At 71.9% G+C, this 14,619-nt stretch carries 13 protein-coding genes; all 13 read left to right on the top strand.

Annotated features, from left to right (window positions below):
* Positions 1-522 precede the first annotated feature (522 nt).
* The 13 genes from AB0I15_RS58160 (at position 523) to AB0I15_RS58100 (ending at position 14,316) form a co-directional block, all read left to right on the top strand.
* Positions 523-663 (top strand): hypothetical protein, encoded by a 141-nt coding sequence (locus tag AB0I15_RS58160; protein ID WP_358117397.1) that lies wholly within the window; start codon positions 523-525, stop codon positions 661-663.
* Positions 660-1,712 (top strand): phospho-N-acetylmuramoyl-pentapeptide-transferase, encoded by a 1,053-nt coding sequence (gene mraY, locus AB0I15_RS58155; protein ID WP_358117394.1) that lies wholly within the window; start codon positions 660-662, stop codon positions 1,710-1,712. The genes AB0I15_RS58160 and mraY overlap by 4 nt, the downstream gene beginning before the upstream one ends.
* 2 nt (positions 1,713-1,714) lie before the next feature.
* Entirely contained in the window at positions 1,715-3,091 is a 1,377-nt protein-coding gene (murD, locus tag AB0I15_RS58150; protein ID WP_358117391.1) for a UDP-N-acetylmuramoyl-L-alanine--D-glutamate ligase, read from the top strand.
* Positions 3,075-4,355 carry a putative lipid II flippase FtsW gene (gene ftsW / locus AB0I15_RS58145; protein ID WP_358117389.1) on the top strand — a complete coding sequence of 427 codons (1,281 nt, stop codon included), beginning with the start codon at positions 3,075-3,077 and terminating at the stop codon, positions 4,353-4,355. The genes murD and ftsW overlap by 17 nt, the downstream gene beginning before the upstream one ends.
* Positions 4,356-4,367: 12 nt before the next feature.
* Complete coding sequence (gene murG / locus AB0I15_RS58140) at positions 4,368-5,444, top strand: undecaprenyldiphospho-muramoylpentapeptide beta-N-acetylglucosaminyltransferase (protein WP_358117386.1); 1,077 nt, start codon at positions 4,368-4,370, stop codon at positions 5,442-5,444.
* Positions 5,441-6,838 (top strand): UDP-N-acetylmuramate--L-alanine ligase, encoded by a 1,398-nt coding sequence (murC, locus tag AB0I15_RS58135; protein WP_358117383.1) that lies wholly within the window; start codon positions 5,441-5,443, stop codon positions 6,836-6,838. Before murG ends, murC begins: the two co-directional genes overlap by 4 nt.
* 130 nt (positions 6,839-6,968) lie before the next feature.
* The gene (locus AB0I15_RS58130) at positions 6,969-7,637 is read left to right on the top strand and encodes an FtsQ-type POTRA domain-containing protein (protein ID WP_358117379.1); all 669 of its coding nucleotides are present in this window, start codon (positions 6,969-6,971) and stop codon (positions 7,635-7,637) included.
* A 336-nt stretch (positions 7,638-7,973) separates the two neighbouring features.
* Positions 7,974-9,434 (top strand): cell division protein FtsZ, encoded by a 1,461-nt coding sequence (gene ftsZ, locus AB0I15_RS58125; protein WP_358117376.1) that lies wholly within the window; start codon positions 7,974-7,976, stop codon positions 9,432-9,434.
* Positions 9,435-9,540: 106 nt separating this feature from the next.
* Complete coding sequence (locus AB0I15_RS58120; protein WP_358117373.1) at positions 9,541-10,233, top strand: YggS family pyridoxal phosphate-dependent enzyme; 693 nt, start codon at positions 9,541-9,543, stop codon at positions 10,231-10,233.
* Between the two features lie 138 nt (positions 10,234-10,371).
* Positions 10,372-10,872: a cell division protein SepF gene (sepF, locus tag AB0I15_RS58115; protein ID WP_358117370.1), complete on the top strand. Its 501-nt coding sequence runs from the start codon at positions 10,372-10,374 to the stop codon at positions 10,870-10,872.
* A gap of 80 nt (positions 10,873-10,952) precedes the next feature.
* The gene (locus tag AB0I15_RS58110) at positions 10,953-11,240 is read left to right on the top strand and encodes a YggT family protein (RefSeq protein ID WP_358117367.1); all 288 of its coding nucleotides are present in this window, start codon (positions 10,953-10,955) and stop codon (positions 11,238-11,240) included.
* Positions 11,241-11,344: 104 nt separating this feature from the next.
* Complete coding sequence (locus AB0I15_RS58105; protein ID WP_358117364.1) at positions 11,345-12,223, top strand: DivIVA domain-containing protein; 879 nt, start codon at positions 11,345-11,347, stop codon at positions 12,221-12,223.
* 77 nt (positions 12,224-12,300) lie between these two features.
* Positions 12,301-14,316 (top strand): hypothetical protein, encoded by a 2,016-nt coding sequence (locus tag AB0I15_RS58100; RefSeq protein ID WP_358117361.1) that lies wholly within the window; start codon positions 12,301-12,303, stop codon positions 14,314-14,316.
* Positions 14,317-14,619 lie beyond the last annotated feature (303 nt).

The following is a 14,619-nucleotide window of genomic DNA, read 5'->3' as shown; positions in this document are numbered from 1 at the left end:
CCGGGGGCGGGCCGCGGGGGCGCGCCCCCCCCCGGCCCCCCGACGCCCGGCTGGCACGGGCCGGACACGGGTGCCGTGCCGCCGGGCGTGATCGGCCAGGGCTGGCACGGGCCGGAGGGCGCTGAGCCGTCCGGGCCCGCAGGTCAGGGCCGGCAGGGGTCGGTGGCCGGTGGGCCGCAGGAGTGGCATGGGCCTGATGGCGGGCCGCAGCAGTGGTATCCGGCCGGGCCCGAGCAGGGTGCGCCCATGCCCGGGTGGCAGGGGCCGGTGGCCGGTGGGCCGCCTGGCGCCGGTGGACCGCCGATGGAGGGACCCCCGCCGGGCGGAGGGCCCGTGGCCGGACCTCCTATGGCCGGACCTCCTGTGGGTGGACAGCCGGTTGGTGGACAGCCGGTTGGTGGACAGCCGGTGGGTGGACCCCCAGTGGGTGGAGCCCCGGCGGGTGGACCTCCCGTGGGTGGGCCTGTGAGTGGGGCTCTCGCCGGCGGGCCTCCTGTGGGCGCGCAGCAAGGGACGCGGATCGTGCACGTGCCTGACGCCGAGGCGGCGGCGGCCGAGCTGGCCGCGTGGCTGCGGCCCGGCGACGCCGTGCTGATCAAGGGACCGAGGGCCATGGGGCTGGAGCGGACGGCCGAGCTCGTGCTCGGAGGTGCCGCCCAGTGACCAACATCATCATCGCCGGTGCGGTGGGCCTGATCCTCTCGATGCTGGGCACCCCGCTGGCGATCAGGCTGTTCTCCCGGCGCGGCTACGGCCAGCAGATCCGCGAGGAGGGCGTACAGGCCCACCACGGCAAGCGCGGCACCCCCACGATGGGCGGCACCGTGATCGTGCTGGCCGCGCTGCTGGCCTACGCGGCCTCGCACCTGGCCATGCTGGAGGCGCCGACCGTCTCGGGCATGCTGGTGCTGTTCCTGATGACGGGGCTCGGCGCGGTCGGGTTCCTCGACGACTTCATCAAGATCTACAAGCAGCGGAGCCTGGGCCTGCGCAGCGGCGCCAAGGCGCTCGGCCAGCTCATCATCGGCGCGGTGTTCGCGTTCCTGGTGGTGCGTGAGCCGAACGTGTACGGCATCACCCCCGCCGAGACCCGCGTGTCGTTCCTGCGGGACCTCGGCCCGTCGATCGGCATCGTCGGGTTCACCATCTGGGTCCTCATCATGATCGTCGGGTTCTCCAACGCGGTGAACCTCACCGACGGCCTCGACGGCCTGGCCAGTGGCGCGACCGGGGTCGTGCTGGGCGCGTACGTGCTGATCGGCAACTGGCAGCTCCGCAACAACTGCATCGACCAGCTCGGCCCCAACTGCTACTGGGTACGAGATCCGCTCGACCTGGCCGTGGTGGCCGCCGCCGTGCTCGGCGCGCTGATCGGGTTCCTGTGGTGGAACGCCCCGCCCGCCCGGATCTTCATGGGCGACACCGGCTCGCTGGCCCTGGGCGGCGTGCTGGCCGGGCTCGCCATCGCCACGCGTACCCAGTTGCTGCTGATCATCCTGGCCGGCCTGTGCGTGATCATCACGCTGTCGGTGATCATCCAGGTCGGGTTCTTCAAGATGACCGGCAAACGCGTGTTCAGGATGGCGCCGCTGCAGCACCACTTCGAGCTGAAGGGGTGGGCGGAGACCACGATCGTGGTGCGGTTCTGGCTGGTCGCGATGCTCTGCGCGGCGCTCGGGCTCGGCCTGTTCTACGTCGAATGGATGCCCTAGGCATGAGTCTCACGTGTGTCGCCGGGCTCGGCGTGTCCGGTACCGCGGTCGCCAAGGTGCTGGCCGAGCGCGGTGAGCGGGTCGTGGTCGTCGAGGCCGTGGAGGGCGAGCGGCAGCTCGGCGCCGCGGCCGAGCTGGCCCGGGTGGGCGTCGAGGTCCGCTTCGGCGAGATGGCGCTGCCCGAGGGGGCGACGCGGCTGGTCACCACCGGCTGGGCGCCGCACCATCCGCTGATCGCCGCCGCGCTGCGGGCCGGGGTCGAGGTCGTGGGCGAGGTGGAGCTGGCCTGGCGGCTGCGTCCCGCGCAGGCCGCACCGTGGCTGGCGCTGACCGGCACCAACGGCAAGACCACCGCCGTGCGCATGGTCACCTCGATCCTGCTGGCCGCCGGGCACAAGGCCCTGGCCGTGGGGAACGTGGGCGTGCCCGTCGTCCAGGCGGTCGCCGAGCCGTACGACGCGCTGGCCGTCGAGCTGTCCAGCTTCCAGCTCCACTGGTCGGGCACGCTGGCCCCGCACGCCGCGGCCATCCTCAACGTGGCGCCCGACCACCTCGACTGGCACGGGTCCATGGAGGAGTACGCCGCCGCCAAGGGCCGCATCTACGAGCGCGCCGGGACCGTGATCTTCAACGCCGACGACCCCGAGGCCACCCGGCTCGCCGCGCCCTACCCGGGCGCCGTCGGGTTCACGCTGCGCGTGCCCAGGCGGGGCGAGGTCGGCGTGGTCGAGGACCTCCTGGTCGACCGGGCGTTCGTGGACGACCCCGTCGAGGCGGCCGAGGAGCTGGCGACGCTCGAGGACATCCGGCCCTTCGCCCCGCACAACGTGGCCAACGCCCTGGCCGCCGCCGCGCTGGCCCGCTCGCTCGGCGTGCCGTCCGAGGCCGTACGCCAGGGGCTGCGCGACTTCGTGCCCGACCCGCACCGCCTGGCCCACGTGGACCGGGTCGGCGAGGTCGACTACATCGACGACTCCAAGGCGACCAACCCGCACGCGGCCGCGGCGGCGCTGGCGTCCTACCCGTCGGTGGTGTGGGTGGCGGGCGGGCAGCTCAAGGGCGCCGACGTCGACGACCTGGTACGCCAGGCGGCCCCCCGACTGCGCGGAGCCGTCCTGCTCGGCGTCGATCGAGCCCGGATCGCGGAAGCCATCGCGCGACACGCGCCGAATGTCCCCGTAGTGGACATCCCGGATCGGGACACTGGTGTGATGGAAAGAGTCGTCACCGAAGCCGCGCGCCTGGCCTCGCCAGGGGACACCGTGCTGCTCTCCCCGGCGGGGGCCTCCCTGGACATGTTCGCCAACTATCCGGCGAGGGGAGAGGCCTTCGCGCGTGCCGTACGCGAGCTGAGGGCGCGACGTGAGCACGAGCGCTGAGGAACGGGTACGCCCGGCCCAGGAGAGCCCGCAGGGCTGGACCAAGGAGCAGCTCGGCACGCTGAAGGAGCTGCTCGAGAAGCCGCTGACCACCTACTACCTGATCATCATGTGCAGCGCGCTGCTGCTCGCGCTCGGGCTGATGATGGTGCTGTCGGCCTCCAGCATCGAGGCGCTGCAGAAGACCGGCAGCCCGTTCTCGTGGTTCATCAAGCAGTCGCTGTCGGCGGCGATCGGCGTGCCCGTGCTGTACGCGTGCTCGCGCCTGCCGGTCAAGTTCTTCCGCTGGGCCGGCTACCCGCTGATGGCGTTGTCGATCATCGCGCTGGTGATGGTGCTGTTCATCGGCTCGTCCGAGCTGGGCGCGCAGCGCTGGATCTACATCGGCCCGTTCACCATCCAGCCGTCGGAGCCGGCCAAGCTCGGCCTCGCGCTGTGGGGGGCCGACCTGATGGCCAGACGGGCCAGGCAGGGCCGCATCGAGTGGCGGCAGATGCTGATCCCGCTCATGCCCGGCACCGCGATCCTGGCCGTCATGGTCATGCTCGGCCGCGACCTGGGCACCACGCTGGTGCTCTTCATGATCTTCCTGGCGCTGCTGTGGGTGGTGGGGGCGCCGGTCAAGCTGTTCGGCGGCATCCTGTCGCTGGCGGTGCTGGCGGCGGTCATCATGATCAAGGTGGAGCCGTACCGGATGGCGCGCATCGGCGCCTTCCTCGACCCGTGGGCCGACGCGCAGGGCGCGGGCTACCAGGCCGTCCAGGGGCAGATCGCGATGGGCTCCGGCGGCTGGTTCGGGCTCGGGCTGGGCAGCAGCCGGCAGAAGTGGAGCTGGCTGCCGCACGGTGAGAGCGACTTCATCTTCGCCATCCTCGGCGAGGAGCTCGGGCTCATGGGCACGCTGATGGTGGTGGCCCTGTTCGGGCTGCTCGGCTACGCGGGGCTGCGGGTGGCCGTCCGCGTCAACGACGCCTTCATCAGGCTCGCCGCCGCCGCCATGGTGGCCTGGATCGTGGGCCAGGCGACCGTCAACATGGGCGCCGTGCTGGGCGTCCTGCCGATCACCGGCATCCCCCTCCCGCTGGTCTCGTACGGCGGCTCGTCGCTGCTGCCCACGCTGGCGGCGCTCGGCATGCTGCTGTCGTTCGCCAAGCGCGAGCCGGGCGCGCGCGAGGCCTTGGCGGCTCGTGGCCCCGGACCGGCCGCCCGGGCCCTAAGCTGGCTTGGCCTGGGGGGTACGACCAGAGGCCGAGCTACACGTTAGGGAGTGACCGAGATGAGGGTGGTCCTCGCCGGTGGGGGGACGGCCGGGCACATCGAGCCCGCGCTCGCCCTTGCGGACGCGCTGCGTTACCTTGACCGGGGCGTCGGCATCACCTGCGTGGGCACCGAGCGCGGCTTGGAGTCGCGGCTCGTGCCCGCCAGGGGCTACGAGCTGGAGATGGTGCCCGCCGTGCCGTTGCCCAGATCGATCACCCCGAGCCTGCTGACGGTGCCGGGCAGGCTGGCCGGGGCGATCAACGCCATGGTCGCCATCCTCGACCGCGTCGAGGCCGACGTCCTGGTCGGCTTCGGCGGCTACGTGGCGACCCCCGCCTACCTGGCGGCCAAGCGGCGCGGCGTGCCGATCGTCGTCCACGAGGCCAATCCGCGCCCCGGGCTGGCCAACCGGCTGGGCGCGCGGCTGACCGACCACGTCTTCAGCGGCTTCCCCGACGGCGCGCTGCCCAAGGCCGAGTTCATCGGCACGCCGCTGCGCCGCGAGATCGTCAACCTCGACCGGCTGTCCACCGGCGACAAGGCGCGCTCGTGGTTCGGGCTGGAGAACGACCGGCCGACGCTGCTGGTGTTCGGCGGCTCCCAGGGCGCCAGGTCGCTCAACGAGGCCGCGCTCGCCGCCGCGCCCATGCTGCGCCGGGCCGGGGTGCAGGTGCTCCACGTGCTGGGCCCGAAGAACACCGTCGAGCACGAGCCGCCGCCCGGCGACCCGCAATACGTGCTGCTGCCCTACGTCGACCGCATGGACCTCGCCTACGCGGCCGCCGACGTGGCGCTGTGCCGCAGCGGCGCGCTGACCTGCGCCGAGCTGACCGCGGTGGGGCTGCCGGCGGCCTACGTGCCGCTGCCGTACGGCAACGGCGAGCAGCGCATCAACGCCGAGCGCGTCGCACGCGGCGGCGGCGGCCTGGTGGTCGACGACGCCGCGCTGTCACCCGAATGGATCATCCACAACGTGCTGCCCATCCTTCATGACCCCGAGCGGGTCGTCGCCATGTCGGAGGCCGCCTCCAGACTGGGGAGGAAGGACGCCGATATCATGCTTGCCAGGAAAGTGTTGGAGATAGCCCGATGAGTCTCGTCAAGCTGGTCGATCCCGTCACCGTAGAAGAGCTGGGGCGGGTGCACTTCATCGGCATCGGCGGCGCCGGGATGTCGGGCATAGCCCGCATCCTGCTCAAGCGCGGCGTGCGGGTGTCGGGCAGCGACGCGCGCAGCTCAGAGCTCATCACCGAGCTGCGCGAGCTGGGCGCGTCGGTCTACATCGGCCATGCCGCATCCCACATCAGAGACGTCGACACCGTGGTCGTCTCGACCGCCATCCGCGACTCCAACCCCGAGCTGGGCGAGGCGCTCAAGCAGGGGCTGCGGATCATCCCGCGGGCCGCCGCGCTGGCCTCGGTCATGGCCGGGCGCACCGCCGTGGCCATCGCCGGCACCCACGGCAAGACCACCACCACCTCGATGCTGACCGTGGCGCTGCAGAAGTGCGGCACCGACCCGTCCTACTGCGTGGGCGGCCAGCTCGTCACCACCGGGCTCGGCGCCGACGACGGTCAGGGCCGGGTGTTCGTGGCCGAGGCCGACGAGAGCGACGGCTCGTTCCTCATGCTGGCCCCCGACATCGCCGTGGTGACCAACGTCGAGGCCGACCACCTCGACAACTACGGCGACCCGCGGGCGGTGCACGACAGCTTCGCCAGGTTCGCCGACCGGGTCGGCTCGTTGCTGATCCTGTGCGCCGATGACCCGGGCTCGGCCGACCTGGCCGCCCGGGCGCGGGAGCGGGGGCTGCGGGTGCGGACCTACGGCGTGCGGGGCGACGACTACCGCGTGAGCGGCATCAGGCCCGACGGGTTCGGCACCGTGTTCGAGATCGCGGGCAAGGGCGAGGTCCGGCTGGCCGTCCCCGGGGCCCACAACGCGCTCAACGCGACCGCGGTGATCGCCGTGGCCGACGAGCTGGGGCTGCCGTTCGAGGAGATCAGGCAGGGCCTGGGCGCCTTCACCGGGGCCAAGCGGCGCTTCGAGGCCAAGGGCGAGGCCGGGGGCATCGCGGTGTTCGACAGCTACGCCCACCACCCGACCGAGCTGGCCGCCGACCTGCGGGCCGCCCGCGACGTGGTGGCCTCCTACTCCGGCACCGGGCGGGTCATCGCGATCTTCCAGCCGCACCTCTACTCGCGCACCCGGTTCTTCGCCGACGAGTTCGGCGCGGCGCTGGGGCTGGCCGACGAGGCGATCGTGCTCGACGTCTACGGGGCCCGTGAGGACCCGGAGCCGGGGGTGTCCGGGGCCATGGTGGCCGGGCGGGTGCCGCTGCCGCCGGAGCGGGTGGCGTACGCGCCCGACCGGTCCTCGGTGCCGTCCATGGTGGCCGCGCGGGCGCGGCCCGGCGACATCGTGCTCACGATGGGCGCGGGCGACGTCACCGAGCTGGGCCCGCAGATCGTCGCCCGGCTCTCCTGACACGCCTTCGGCGCATGCCGCGGGAGCGGCGCCGGGGCGGCGGGTCATGCGCGGGCGTGGCGCGCGGGTGTTGCGCCGCGCGTCGGCGTAGGTTCGGTGCCGACATGGGCCGCAGGCTGGTGGGAGGGCGATGAAGGCACGCACGGCGTTCCTGGTGCTGCTGACCGCGGGAGTGGTGGGCTCGGCCGCGTGGCTGGTGTTCTTCTCACCCGTGCTGGGCGTGCGTTCGATCGAGATCGTGGGAAATCTCACAGTGGCCAGCGAGCGCATCGAACAGCAGGCCGGAGTGGCCGATCTGCACCCGCTCGCCACCGTGAACCTCGCCGACGTCGAGACCCGCGTCCTCGGCATCAGACAGCTCGCCACCGCCAAGGTCGACCGGATCTGGCCGGGCACGCTCAAGATCGAGGTGGTCGAGCGGGAGCCGATCGCCGCGATCCCGGCGGGCGACCAGGTGGCGATCGTCGACAAGCAGGGCGTGGTGATCGAGATCAAGGCCGCGCCGCCGCCGATGCTGCCCCTGCTGAAGGTCGACCGCCCCGCCGCCGGCGACCCGGCCATGATGGCGGCGCTGCAGGTCATCCAGGCGGTGCCGGGCGAGGTGGCGGGCAAGGTCAGGCAGGTGCGGGCCGGAACGGCCGAAGGCGTGACGCTGGAGCTGTCGGACGGGCGCACCGTGATCTGGGGCGGCACCGACCGTCCCCAGGAGAAGGCCGAGATCCTCGTCTCGCTGCTCAAGCGCGAAAGAGCGGTCACCCTGTACGACGTCAGCTCCCCCGACGTGGTGACCCTGAAGTGATCGTGATCGTCAGGGTCTGGCAACCCAGCGGCAAGGGCATCGCCGAGCCTGTGCGAGGTGGGGGTCGCGGCGTGAGAGCCTGTAAGCCGGACTTTCGGCAGAGGAGGGCCGCGACCAGGCGTGACTGCGGAGCGAAACGGACAGCCCGCGACACGCCGGACGTGCTTGCGGCGCGGTTAGTTGACCCGCCTGGAGCGTAACTCCTACTGTCCGTATCAATCCTCAGGTTGACATAAATCTAAATCTCAACCTGAGGTTGAGAGTTACCCGAACTAAGAAAAAGCGGAGACAATCCGCACCGAAATGGCAAGTCAACGAGCGGAAAGGCCCCTCGTCGTGGCAGCACCGCAGAACTACCTCGCGGTCATCAAGGTCGTCGGCATCGGCGGCGGCGGAGTCAACGCCGTCAACCGGATGATCGAAGAGGGACTCAAGGGCGTCGAGTTCATCGCCATAAACACCGACGCCCAGGCGCTGCTGATGAGTGACGCCGATGTGAAACTCGACGTGGGCCGCGAGCTCACGCGCGGACTGGGCGCGGGCGCCAACCCCGATGTCGGCCGCAAGGCGGCCGAGGACCACCGTGAGGAGATCGAGGAGGTCCTCAAGGGGGCCGACATGGTCTTCGTCACGGCGGGCGAGGGCGGCGGCACGGGCACCGGCGGCGCGCCGGTCGTGGCCAACATCGCCAGATCGCTCGGCGCGCTCACCATCGGTGTCGTGACCCGGCCGTTCAGCTTTGAGGGACGGCGCCGGGCGTCGCAGGCCGAGGCGGGCATCGAGACGCTGCGCGACGAGGTCGACACGCTGATCGTGATTCCCAACGACCGGCTGCTGTCGATCTCCGACCGGCAGGTGAGCGTGCTCGACGCGTTCAAGGCCGCCGACCAGGTGCTGCTGTCGGGTGTCCAGGGCATCACCGACCTGATCACCACCCCTGGTCTGATCAACCTCGACTTCGCCGACGTCAAGTCGGTCATGTCGGGCGCCGGCTCGGCCCTCATGGGCATCGGCCACGCGCGCGGCGACGACCGCTCGGTGGCGGCGGCCGAGATGGCGGTCTCCAGCCCGCTGCTGGAGGCCAGCATCGACGGCGCCCACGGCGTGCTGCTGTCGATCGCGGGCGGCTCCGACCTCGGTCTGTTCGAGATCAACGAGGCGGCCCAGCTCGTGTCGATGGCCGCCGCGCCCGACGCCAACATCATCTTCGGCACGGTCATCGACGACGCCCTCGGCGACGAGGTGCGGGTGACCGTGATCGCCGCGGGCTTCGACGACGTGCCGGGCCCCGTGGAGAAGACGGTGCCGCGCCCGGCGGCCCGGCCCGCCGCCGCCCAGCCGGCCGCACCGCCGGTGTCGTCGCCCGTGCGGCCGAGCGTGTCGTCGCCCAGCGTGAAGTCCGAACCGCCCGCGCTACGCCCTGAGCCGCGCGCTGAGGTGCGTTCGGAGCCGCGGGGCGACTTCAGGTCCGAGCCGCGCTCCGACTTCCGTCCTGAGCCCCGTGCGGAGCCGCGGACGGAGTTCCGTCCCGAGCCGCGTCCGGAGCCGCGGGCGGACTTCAGGTCGGAGCCGCGCCCCGAGCCCGTGCGCCCGGTGGAGTCGGTGCAGGTGCCCGACCCCGACGACGAGCCCATCGCCGACGAGCCGTCCGGCCCCGTCTCGATTCCCCGGCCCACGCCCGAGCCCGCCAACCCGCCCACGCCCATCACCTCCCGCATGTCGGAGCCCGCCAAACGTCCCCGTGTGATCTTCGAGGAGCAAGAAGAGGAACTCGACGTTCCCGACTTCCTCAAATAACCGCCCGCCTGACGCCGCTCCCCGCAGGGACACGGGAGCGGCGCCGTCGTGTGCGGGAGCGTCCGGCACGGGCGTGAGCAGGGCCTTGAGTGAGGGGGAGAGGGACGTGAGAAGGGACGAGATCGCGGCCGGTCTCGCCGAGGTGGACGCGCGCATCGCGGCGGCCTGCCACGCGGTGGGACGCGACCGGGGCGAGGTCACACTGATCGCCGTCACCAAGACCAGGCCCGCCGACGACGTGCGCATCCTGGCCGAGCTGGGCGTGCGCGACGTCGGCGAGAACCGCGACCAGGAGGCCGCCCCCAAGGCCAGTGAGCTCGCCGAGCTGCCGCTGACCTGGCACTTCGTCGGCCAGCTCCAGACCAACAAGGTGCGTTCGGTGGTCGCCTACGCCGACGTGATCCACTCCGTCGACCGCCTCAGGCTGGTGGAGGCGATCAGCAAGGAGGCGGTGCGGCAGGGCCGCAGGATCGGCTGCCTGCTGCAGGTCGCGCTCGACGACGACCCCGACAGGGGCGGCGCCCGCGCGGACGACCTGCTCGAACTGGCCGACGAGGTGGCGCTCGCCGACGGCGTGTGGCTGGGCGGCGTCATGGCGGTGGCGCCGCTGGGGGAGGATCCGGCCCCCGCGTTCGGCCGGCTGCGCGACCTCGCGCGGCTGGTCCAGGAGCAGCATCCCCGCGCGACGATGATTTCGGCGGGCATGAGCGAGGACCTCAACGAGGCCGTCGCCTATGGCGCGACACACGTGCGGATCGGTACGGCGTTGCTCGGTCGTCGCAAGCCCTTCGTCAGGTAATGTCCCCTCAAGTGGGTCTTCAGGCTCATGACCAAGTAGAGGTCGATCAGCGGTGAGCTCCAAGGGGGTACGGCTGCCGCCTCGGACACGGCGACGGGCCCGAGCGAGTGCGACCATGATCAGGAGGACGACGGAGCGATGGCCGGCGCGATGCGCAAGATGGCGGTCTACCTCGGTCTCGTGGAGGACGACCGCTACGAGAGGTACGAGACCTACACGGACGACTACACCTACGAGGACGAGGTGCAGCGAACCGGCGAGGAGCGGCCCGTAGCGGTCCAGGAGCGCGACGACGAGGGCGAAGCGGGCGTCCCCGCGCCCAGGCCCGCCACGACGATCCTGGAGCGCCGCACGACCGATCTGGCCCGCATCACGACCCTCCATCCGAGGACGTACAACGAGGCGCGTACCATCGGTGAGCACTTCCGGGACGGCACCCCGGTCATCATGAATCTGACCGAGATGGTTGACAGCGACGCCAAGCGTCTCGTCGATTTCGCGGCAGGTCTCGTCTTTGGCCTACATGGCAGCATTGAACGTGTTACCAACAAGGTGTTCCTGTTGTCCCCTGCCAATGTCGAGGTGACCGCTGAGGACAAGGCCCGAATCGCGGAACGCGGGTTCTTCAACCAGAGTTAGAGTCTCTGTATGTCTATCGGACCCAACCAGGCCTCGCCGAGGCCGGGAGGGCACATCGGAAGTGGAGGCGCGGCCGGGCCGTGGGGATCGTCAGTCAGATCTTGGTCATTGTCCTGTCTCTCTATTTGGTGCTGCTCATCGGCAGGATGATCTTCGAGATGGTTCAGGCGTTCGCGCGCCAGTGGCGACCGTCGGGTGTCGTCCTGGTGCTGGCGGAGGCCACATACACCGCAACAGACCCACCACTCAAGTTCCTCCGCCGTTTCATTCCCCCGCTCCGGTTGGGTACGGTGGCCTTTGACCTAAGCTTCACTGTCCTGTTCATCGTCGTGCTGATCTTGATCCAGATCGCGCAGGCGTTGCGATGAGCGGGCCGGTGTGGCGCCGGTCGTGATCCAACTCGTGTCCGCGCTGAAGTGATTCGGGTTACCGTCCTCCGGACAGACTCCAAGCGCGCCAAGGAGACCAAAAAATGCCGCTGACGCCCGCTGATGTGCGGAACAAGCAGTTCAGTACCACCCGGCTGCGACCGGGCTACGACGAGGAAGAGGTCGACGCCTTCCTCGACGAGGTGGAGGCTGAGCTCGACCGCCTGATCCAAGAGAACGAGGAGCTCCGCGCCAAGCTGGCCGAGTGCCTGCGCGGAAAGGTGCCGGGCGGCATGAACATGCCCATGGCCTCCGCCCCGATCCAGGAACAGCCCAAGCCCGAGATGATGGCGCCGCCGCAGCCGGAGCCCATGCGGGCCCCCGAGCCGCCGCCGGTGCAGCAGCAGCCGGTCCCCGTGGCCATGAACATGCCTCCCGCCGAGGACAACATGGACACCGCGGCCCGCGTGCTCGCGCTCGCCCAGCAGACCGCCGACCAGGCGATCGCCGACGCCCGCCGGGAGGCGGACGAGACGGTCACCCGCGCCCGCCGCGAGGCCGACGAGATCCTGACCAAGGCGCGCCGCCAGGCCGAGCAGGTCATCGGCGACGCCCGCGCCCGCGCCGAGACGCTCGAGCGCGACGCGCAGGAGCGCCACCGCCAGGCCATGGGCTCGCTGGTGCAGACCCGCGACGAGCTCGAGCGCAAGGTCGAGGAGCTGCGCAGCTTCGAGCGCGAATACCGCAGCAGGCTCAAGCTCTACCTGGAGAACCAGCTCGCCGAGCTCAACGTGTCCGCCGAGGGCAGCGGTGGGTTCCCGGTGATGTCCGGTGGTCCGCAGGGTCAGGCTCCCGCCATGTCGCACGCCGTGCCTCAGGGTGGTCAGCCGCCGCTTCCCGGTGGTGGTCCCAACCCCTTCGGCGGCGACGCTCCGCAGGGCGCCTTCCCGGGCGGGGACGGTCCGCACAACGACCGCCGGTAAAGTAGCGGGTCACTAGGACCTGTCTCTCGAAAGAGCCCCCTGTGATCCTTATCAGTGCTGGTTTGGTGCTCGCGGCAGTGGTTCTGCTGATCGCGGGTTTCGTACTGGCGAAGCCGTTCCTGATCATGTGGTCCATCGTGGTCAGCGTGCTGTCCGCGCTGTTCCTGGTGATCGGGGCGTTCTTGCGGCGGAACGAGCTTTTTCCCGGAGGTGGGCAGGCCGCTGCGCCGGCCACCCCCCCGAAGGGGCTTGCGCCGCCCGCTCTGCCGTACGGCCAGACCGGTCCCATGGCTCACCAGCCGCCTCCGCAACCCCCACCGCATCAGCGGCCGCCACAGCGGACGGCGACCGTCCCCGTCGCGACCCCGGCCCCGCGCCATCCGGCGGCGAGCGGCATTTCGCCGGATGCGATCGTGCTGGTGATCCCCGGACGCAAGCGCTACCACCTCGCCGGCTGCCGGCAGTTGAGCGGGCGGGATCACGAGGAGCTCACCTACGAGGAGGCACGCGAGGAGGGCTTCACGCCCTGCACGACGTGCCTGCCAGACGCAGCGCTCGGCGGACGGCAGCTGCCGCCTGCCGCCGACCCCGCCGTCGCCCCCGGCCCCGCTTTCCCCGCCGAGAGCCGGGCCGAGAACTCCGCGGAGACCCGCGACCTCCGACCGCCGGCCGCCCCCTCAGCGGGCCCGCCGGCCGCGTCGCCGGTCGCTTCGCCGAAGCCCGACACGAAGGCTTCCACCCCCAGCCCGGAGCCTGCCGCCGCCCACGAGGAAGGCGTCACCGGGTGGTTCGGCCGCTCGTCCGCCACGCCGGCGGGCCAGGCCAAGGGCTCTTCCTCCGCCGCCGCTCCCGAATCGGATGACGAGCAGGCGGACGCACAGACCTCTTACTTCCGGCCGCCGCCGTTCGCCCTCAGGGCCGAGGCGCCGGCCGACGAGAGCGCCAAGCCGGATGCGCCTTCCGGCAAGCCCGGCGCCACGGGCAAGCCGTCGCAGCGCGCCGGCACGGCCGACCAGACCGGCCGCCCCGGAACCAAGCCCGCCACCGCCACCGCCACCGGTGCCACGGGTGGTGCGGCGGGCGGTGTGACGGGAGCCAAGCCTGGCGCGACGGCCGGCAAGCCGGCCCGGCCCGGCACGACGCCCGAGCCCGGCCCTGGCGCTGGCAAGCCCGGCCAGTCCACCGGCCCGTCCGCTCGGCCTGGTGAGCCCACTGGCGGGTCCTCGCGGCCCGGTCCGGGTGGTGGTGCGGCCGGGGAGCCCGCCGCTGGTAAGGCCGGGGAGTCCGGGGGCAAGCCGGGGCAGCCGGGCGGTAAGCCCGGCGCGGCCGGGCCGGATGACGAGACCTCCGGTCCTGACACGGCGCCGCAGCTTCGCGTGCCTTCTTCCGCGACGCCGGGCCGTCCAGGACCTTCGGGTGAGGCCGCCAAGCCGTCCCAGCGTCCTTCTGGCCCCGCCAAGGAGCCTTCCTCCCCGGCGAACGAGACCGTGATCCTGCACGAGCGGCCCGCCTCCTCGGCCGAGTCGGAGGCCAAGCCCAAGGGGCCGCTGCCCACGGGCGCCCCCACTCGCCCGTCCGGGGTGCAGCCGCCGGCCGCCGAAGGGAAGACCGGGTCCGAGCGTCCGCCCGCCGATCGGCCGCGGACCGGTTCGCCCGGCACGGGCGCCGTCTCCGGGCCGGCCTCGAAGCCTGAGACGTCGAGGCCCGACGCCTCCAAGCCGGGTGCCGCGACGTCGGGCACCGCCAAGGGTGAGCCTCCTCGGGGTGAGGGGAGCGGCGCCGCGTCCAAGCCCGGCGCGGCCCCCAAGAGCGGGCCTTCGTCGGCCGCATCCCGGCCACCCGTGTCCGGCGCGCAGGGCTCGGCCGCCAAGACGGGTGATGAGGGCGGCGCCAAGGGTGCTTCCGGGGGTAAGGGTGAGCGCCCGGGGACGGTGAAGGTCATCGTCGGTACGCGGCGCTACCACAGCACGGCCTGCCCCCTGATCCGGGGCGCCGGGGAGAGCGGCGTGGAGACCATGACGCTCGCCGCGGCCGAGGCTGCCGGGCTGACGAGCTGCTCGGTCTGCCAGCACGACCGCGAGACGGTCAGCTAGGACTGACCCGCCACGCTCGCGCCGTCGGTGTGGTGCCGCCGGAGCGCATGGAGACGCCGCGATGGCCGGGCATGAGACGCCGGTGTGGACACGCCGCAGTGACCACATGGCCTTGCCGGAGACGTCAGAGCGGCTTGTGCCGGGAGTGGCTCCGGTCGGCGGTGCTGCGGGCTGGGCCGAAGTGGCCGCCTGGCCGTGCCGGAGTGGCCCAGGCTGGAGGGTTTGCGGCCGGGCCGGAGGCGCTGGAGTGGCTCGGGCTGGAGTGGTTGTGCCAGAGCGGCTCGGGGTGGCGTGGTCGGGGCG

Source organism: Nonomuraea sp. NPDC050643, from assembly GCF_040654715.1.
GTDB lineage: Bacteria > Actinomycetota > Actinomycetes > Streptosporangiales > Streptosporangiaceae > Nonomuraea.
The sequence above is the reverse complement of the archived record's forward strand: the minus strand, read 5'-3'. Positions and strand labels throughout refer to the sequence as shown.

Excerpts from the sequence above, each read along its gene's own strand:
- murD (WP_358117391.1), top strand. The coding sequence starts at position 1,715 with ATGAGTCTCACGTGTGTCGCCGGGCTCGGCGTGTCCGGTACCGCGGTC.
- murG (WP_358117386.1), top strand. The coding sequence starts at position 4,368 with ATGAGGGTGGTCCTCGCCGGTGGGGGGACGGCCGGGCACATCGAGCCC.
- murC (WP_358117383.1), top strand. The coding sequence starts at position 5,441 with ATGAGTCTCGTCAAGCTGGTCGATCCCGTCACCGTAGAAGAGCTGGGG.
- AB0I15_RS58130 (WP_358117379.1), top strand. The coding sequence starts at position 6,969 with ATGAAGGCACGCACGGCGTTCCTGGTGCTGCTGACCGCGGGAGTGGTG.
- sepF (WP_358117370.1), top strand. The coding sequence starts at position 10,372 with ATGGCCGGCGCGATGCGCAAGATGGCGGTCTACCTCGGTCTCGTGGAG.
- AB0I15_RS58105 (WP_358117364.1), top strand. The coding sequence starts at position 11,345 with ATGCCGCTGACGCCCGCTGATGTGCGGAACAAGCAGTTCAGTACCACC.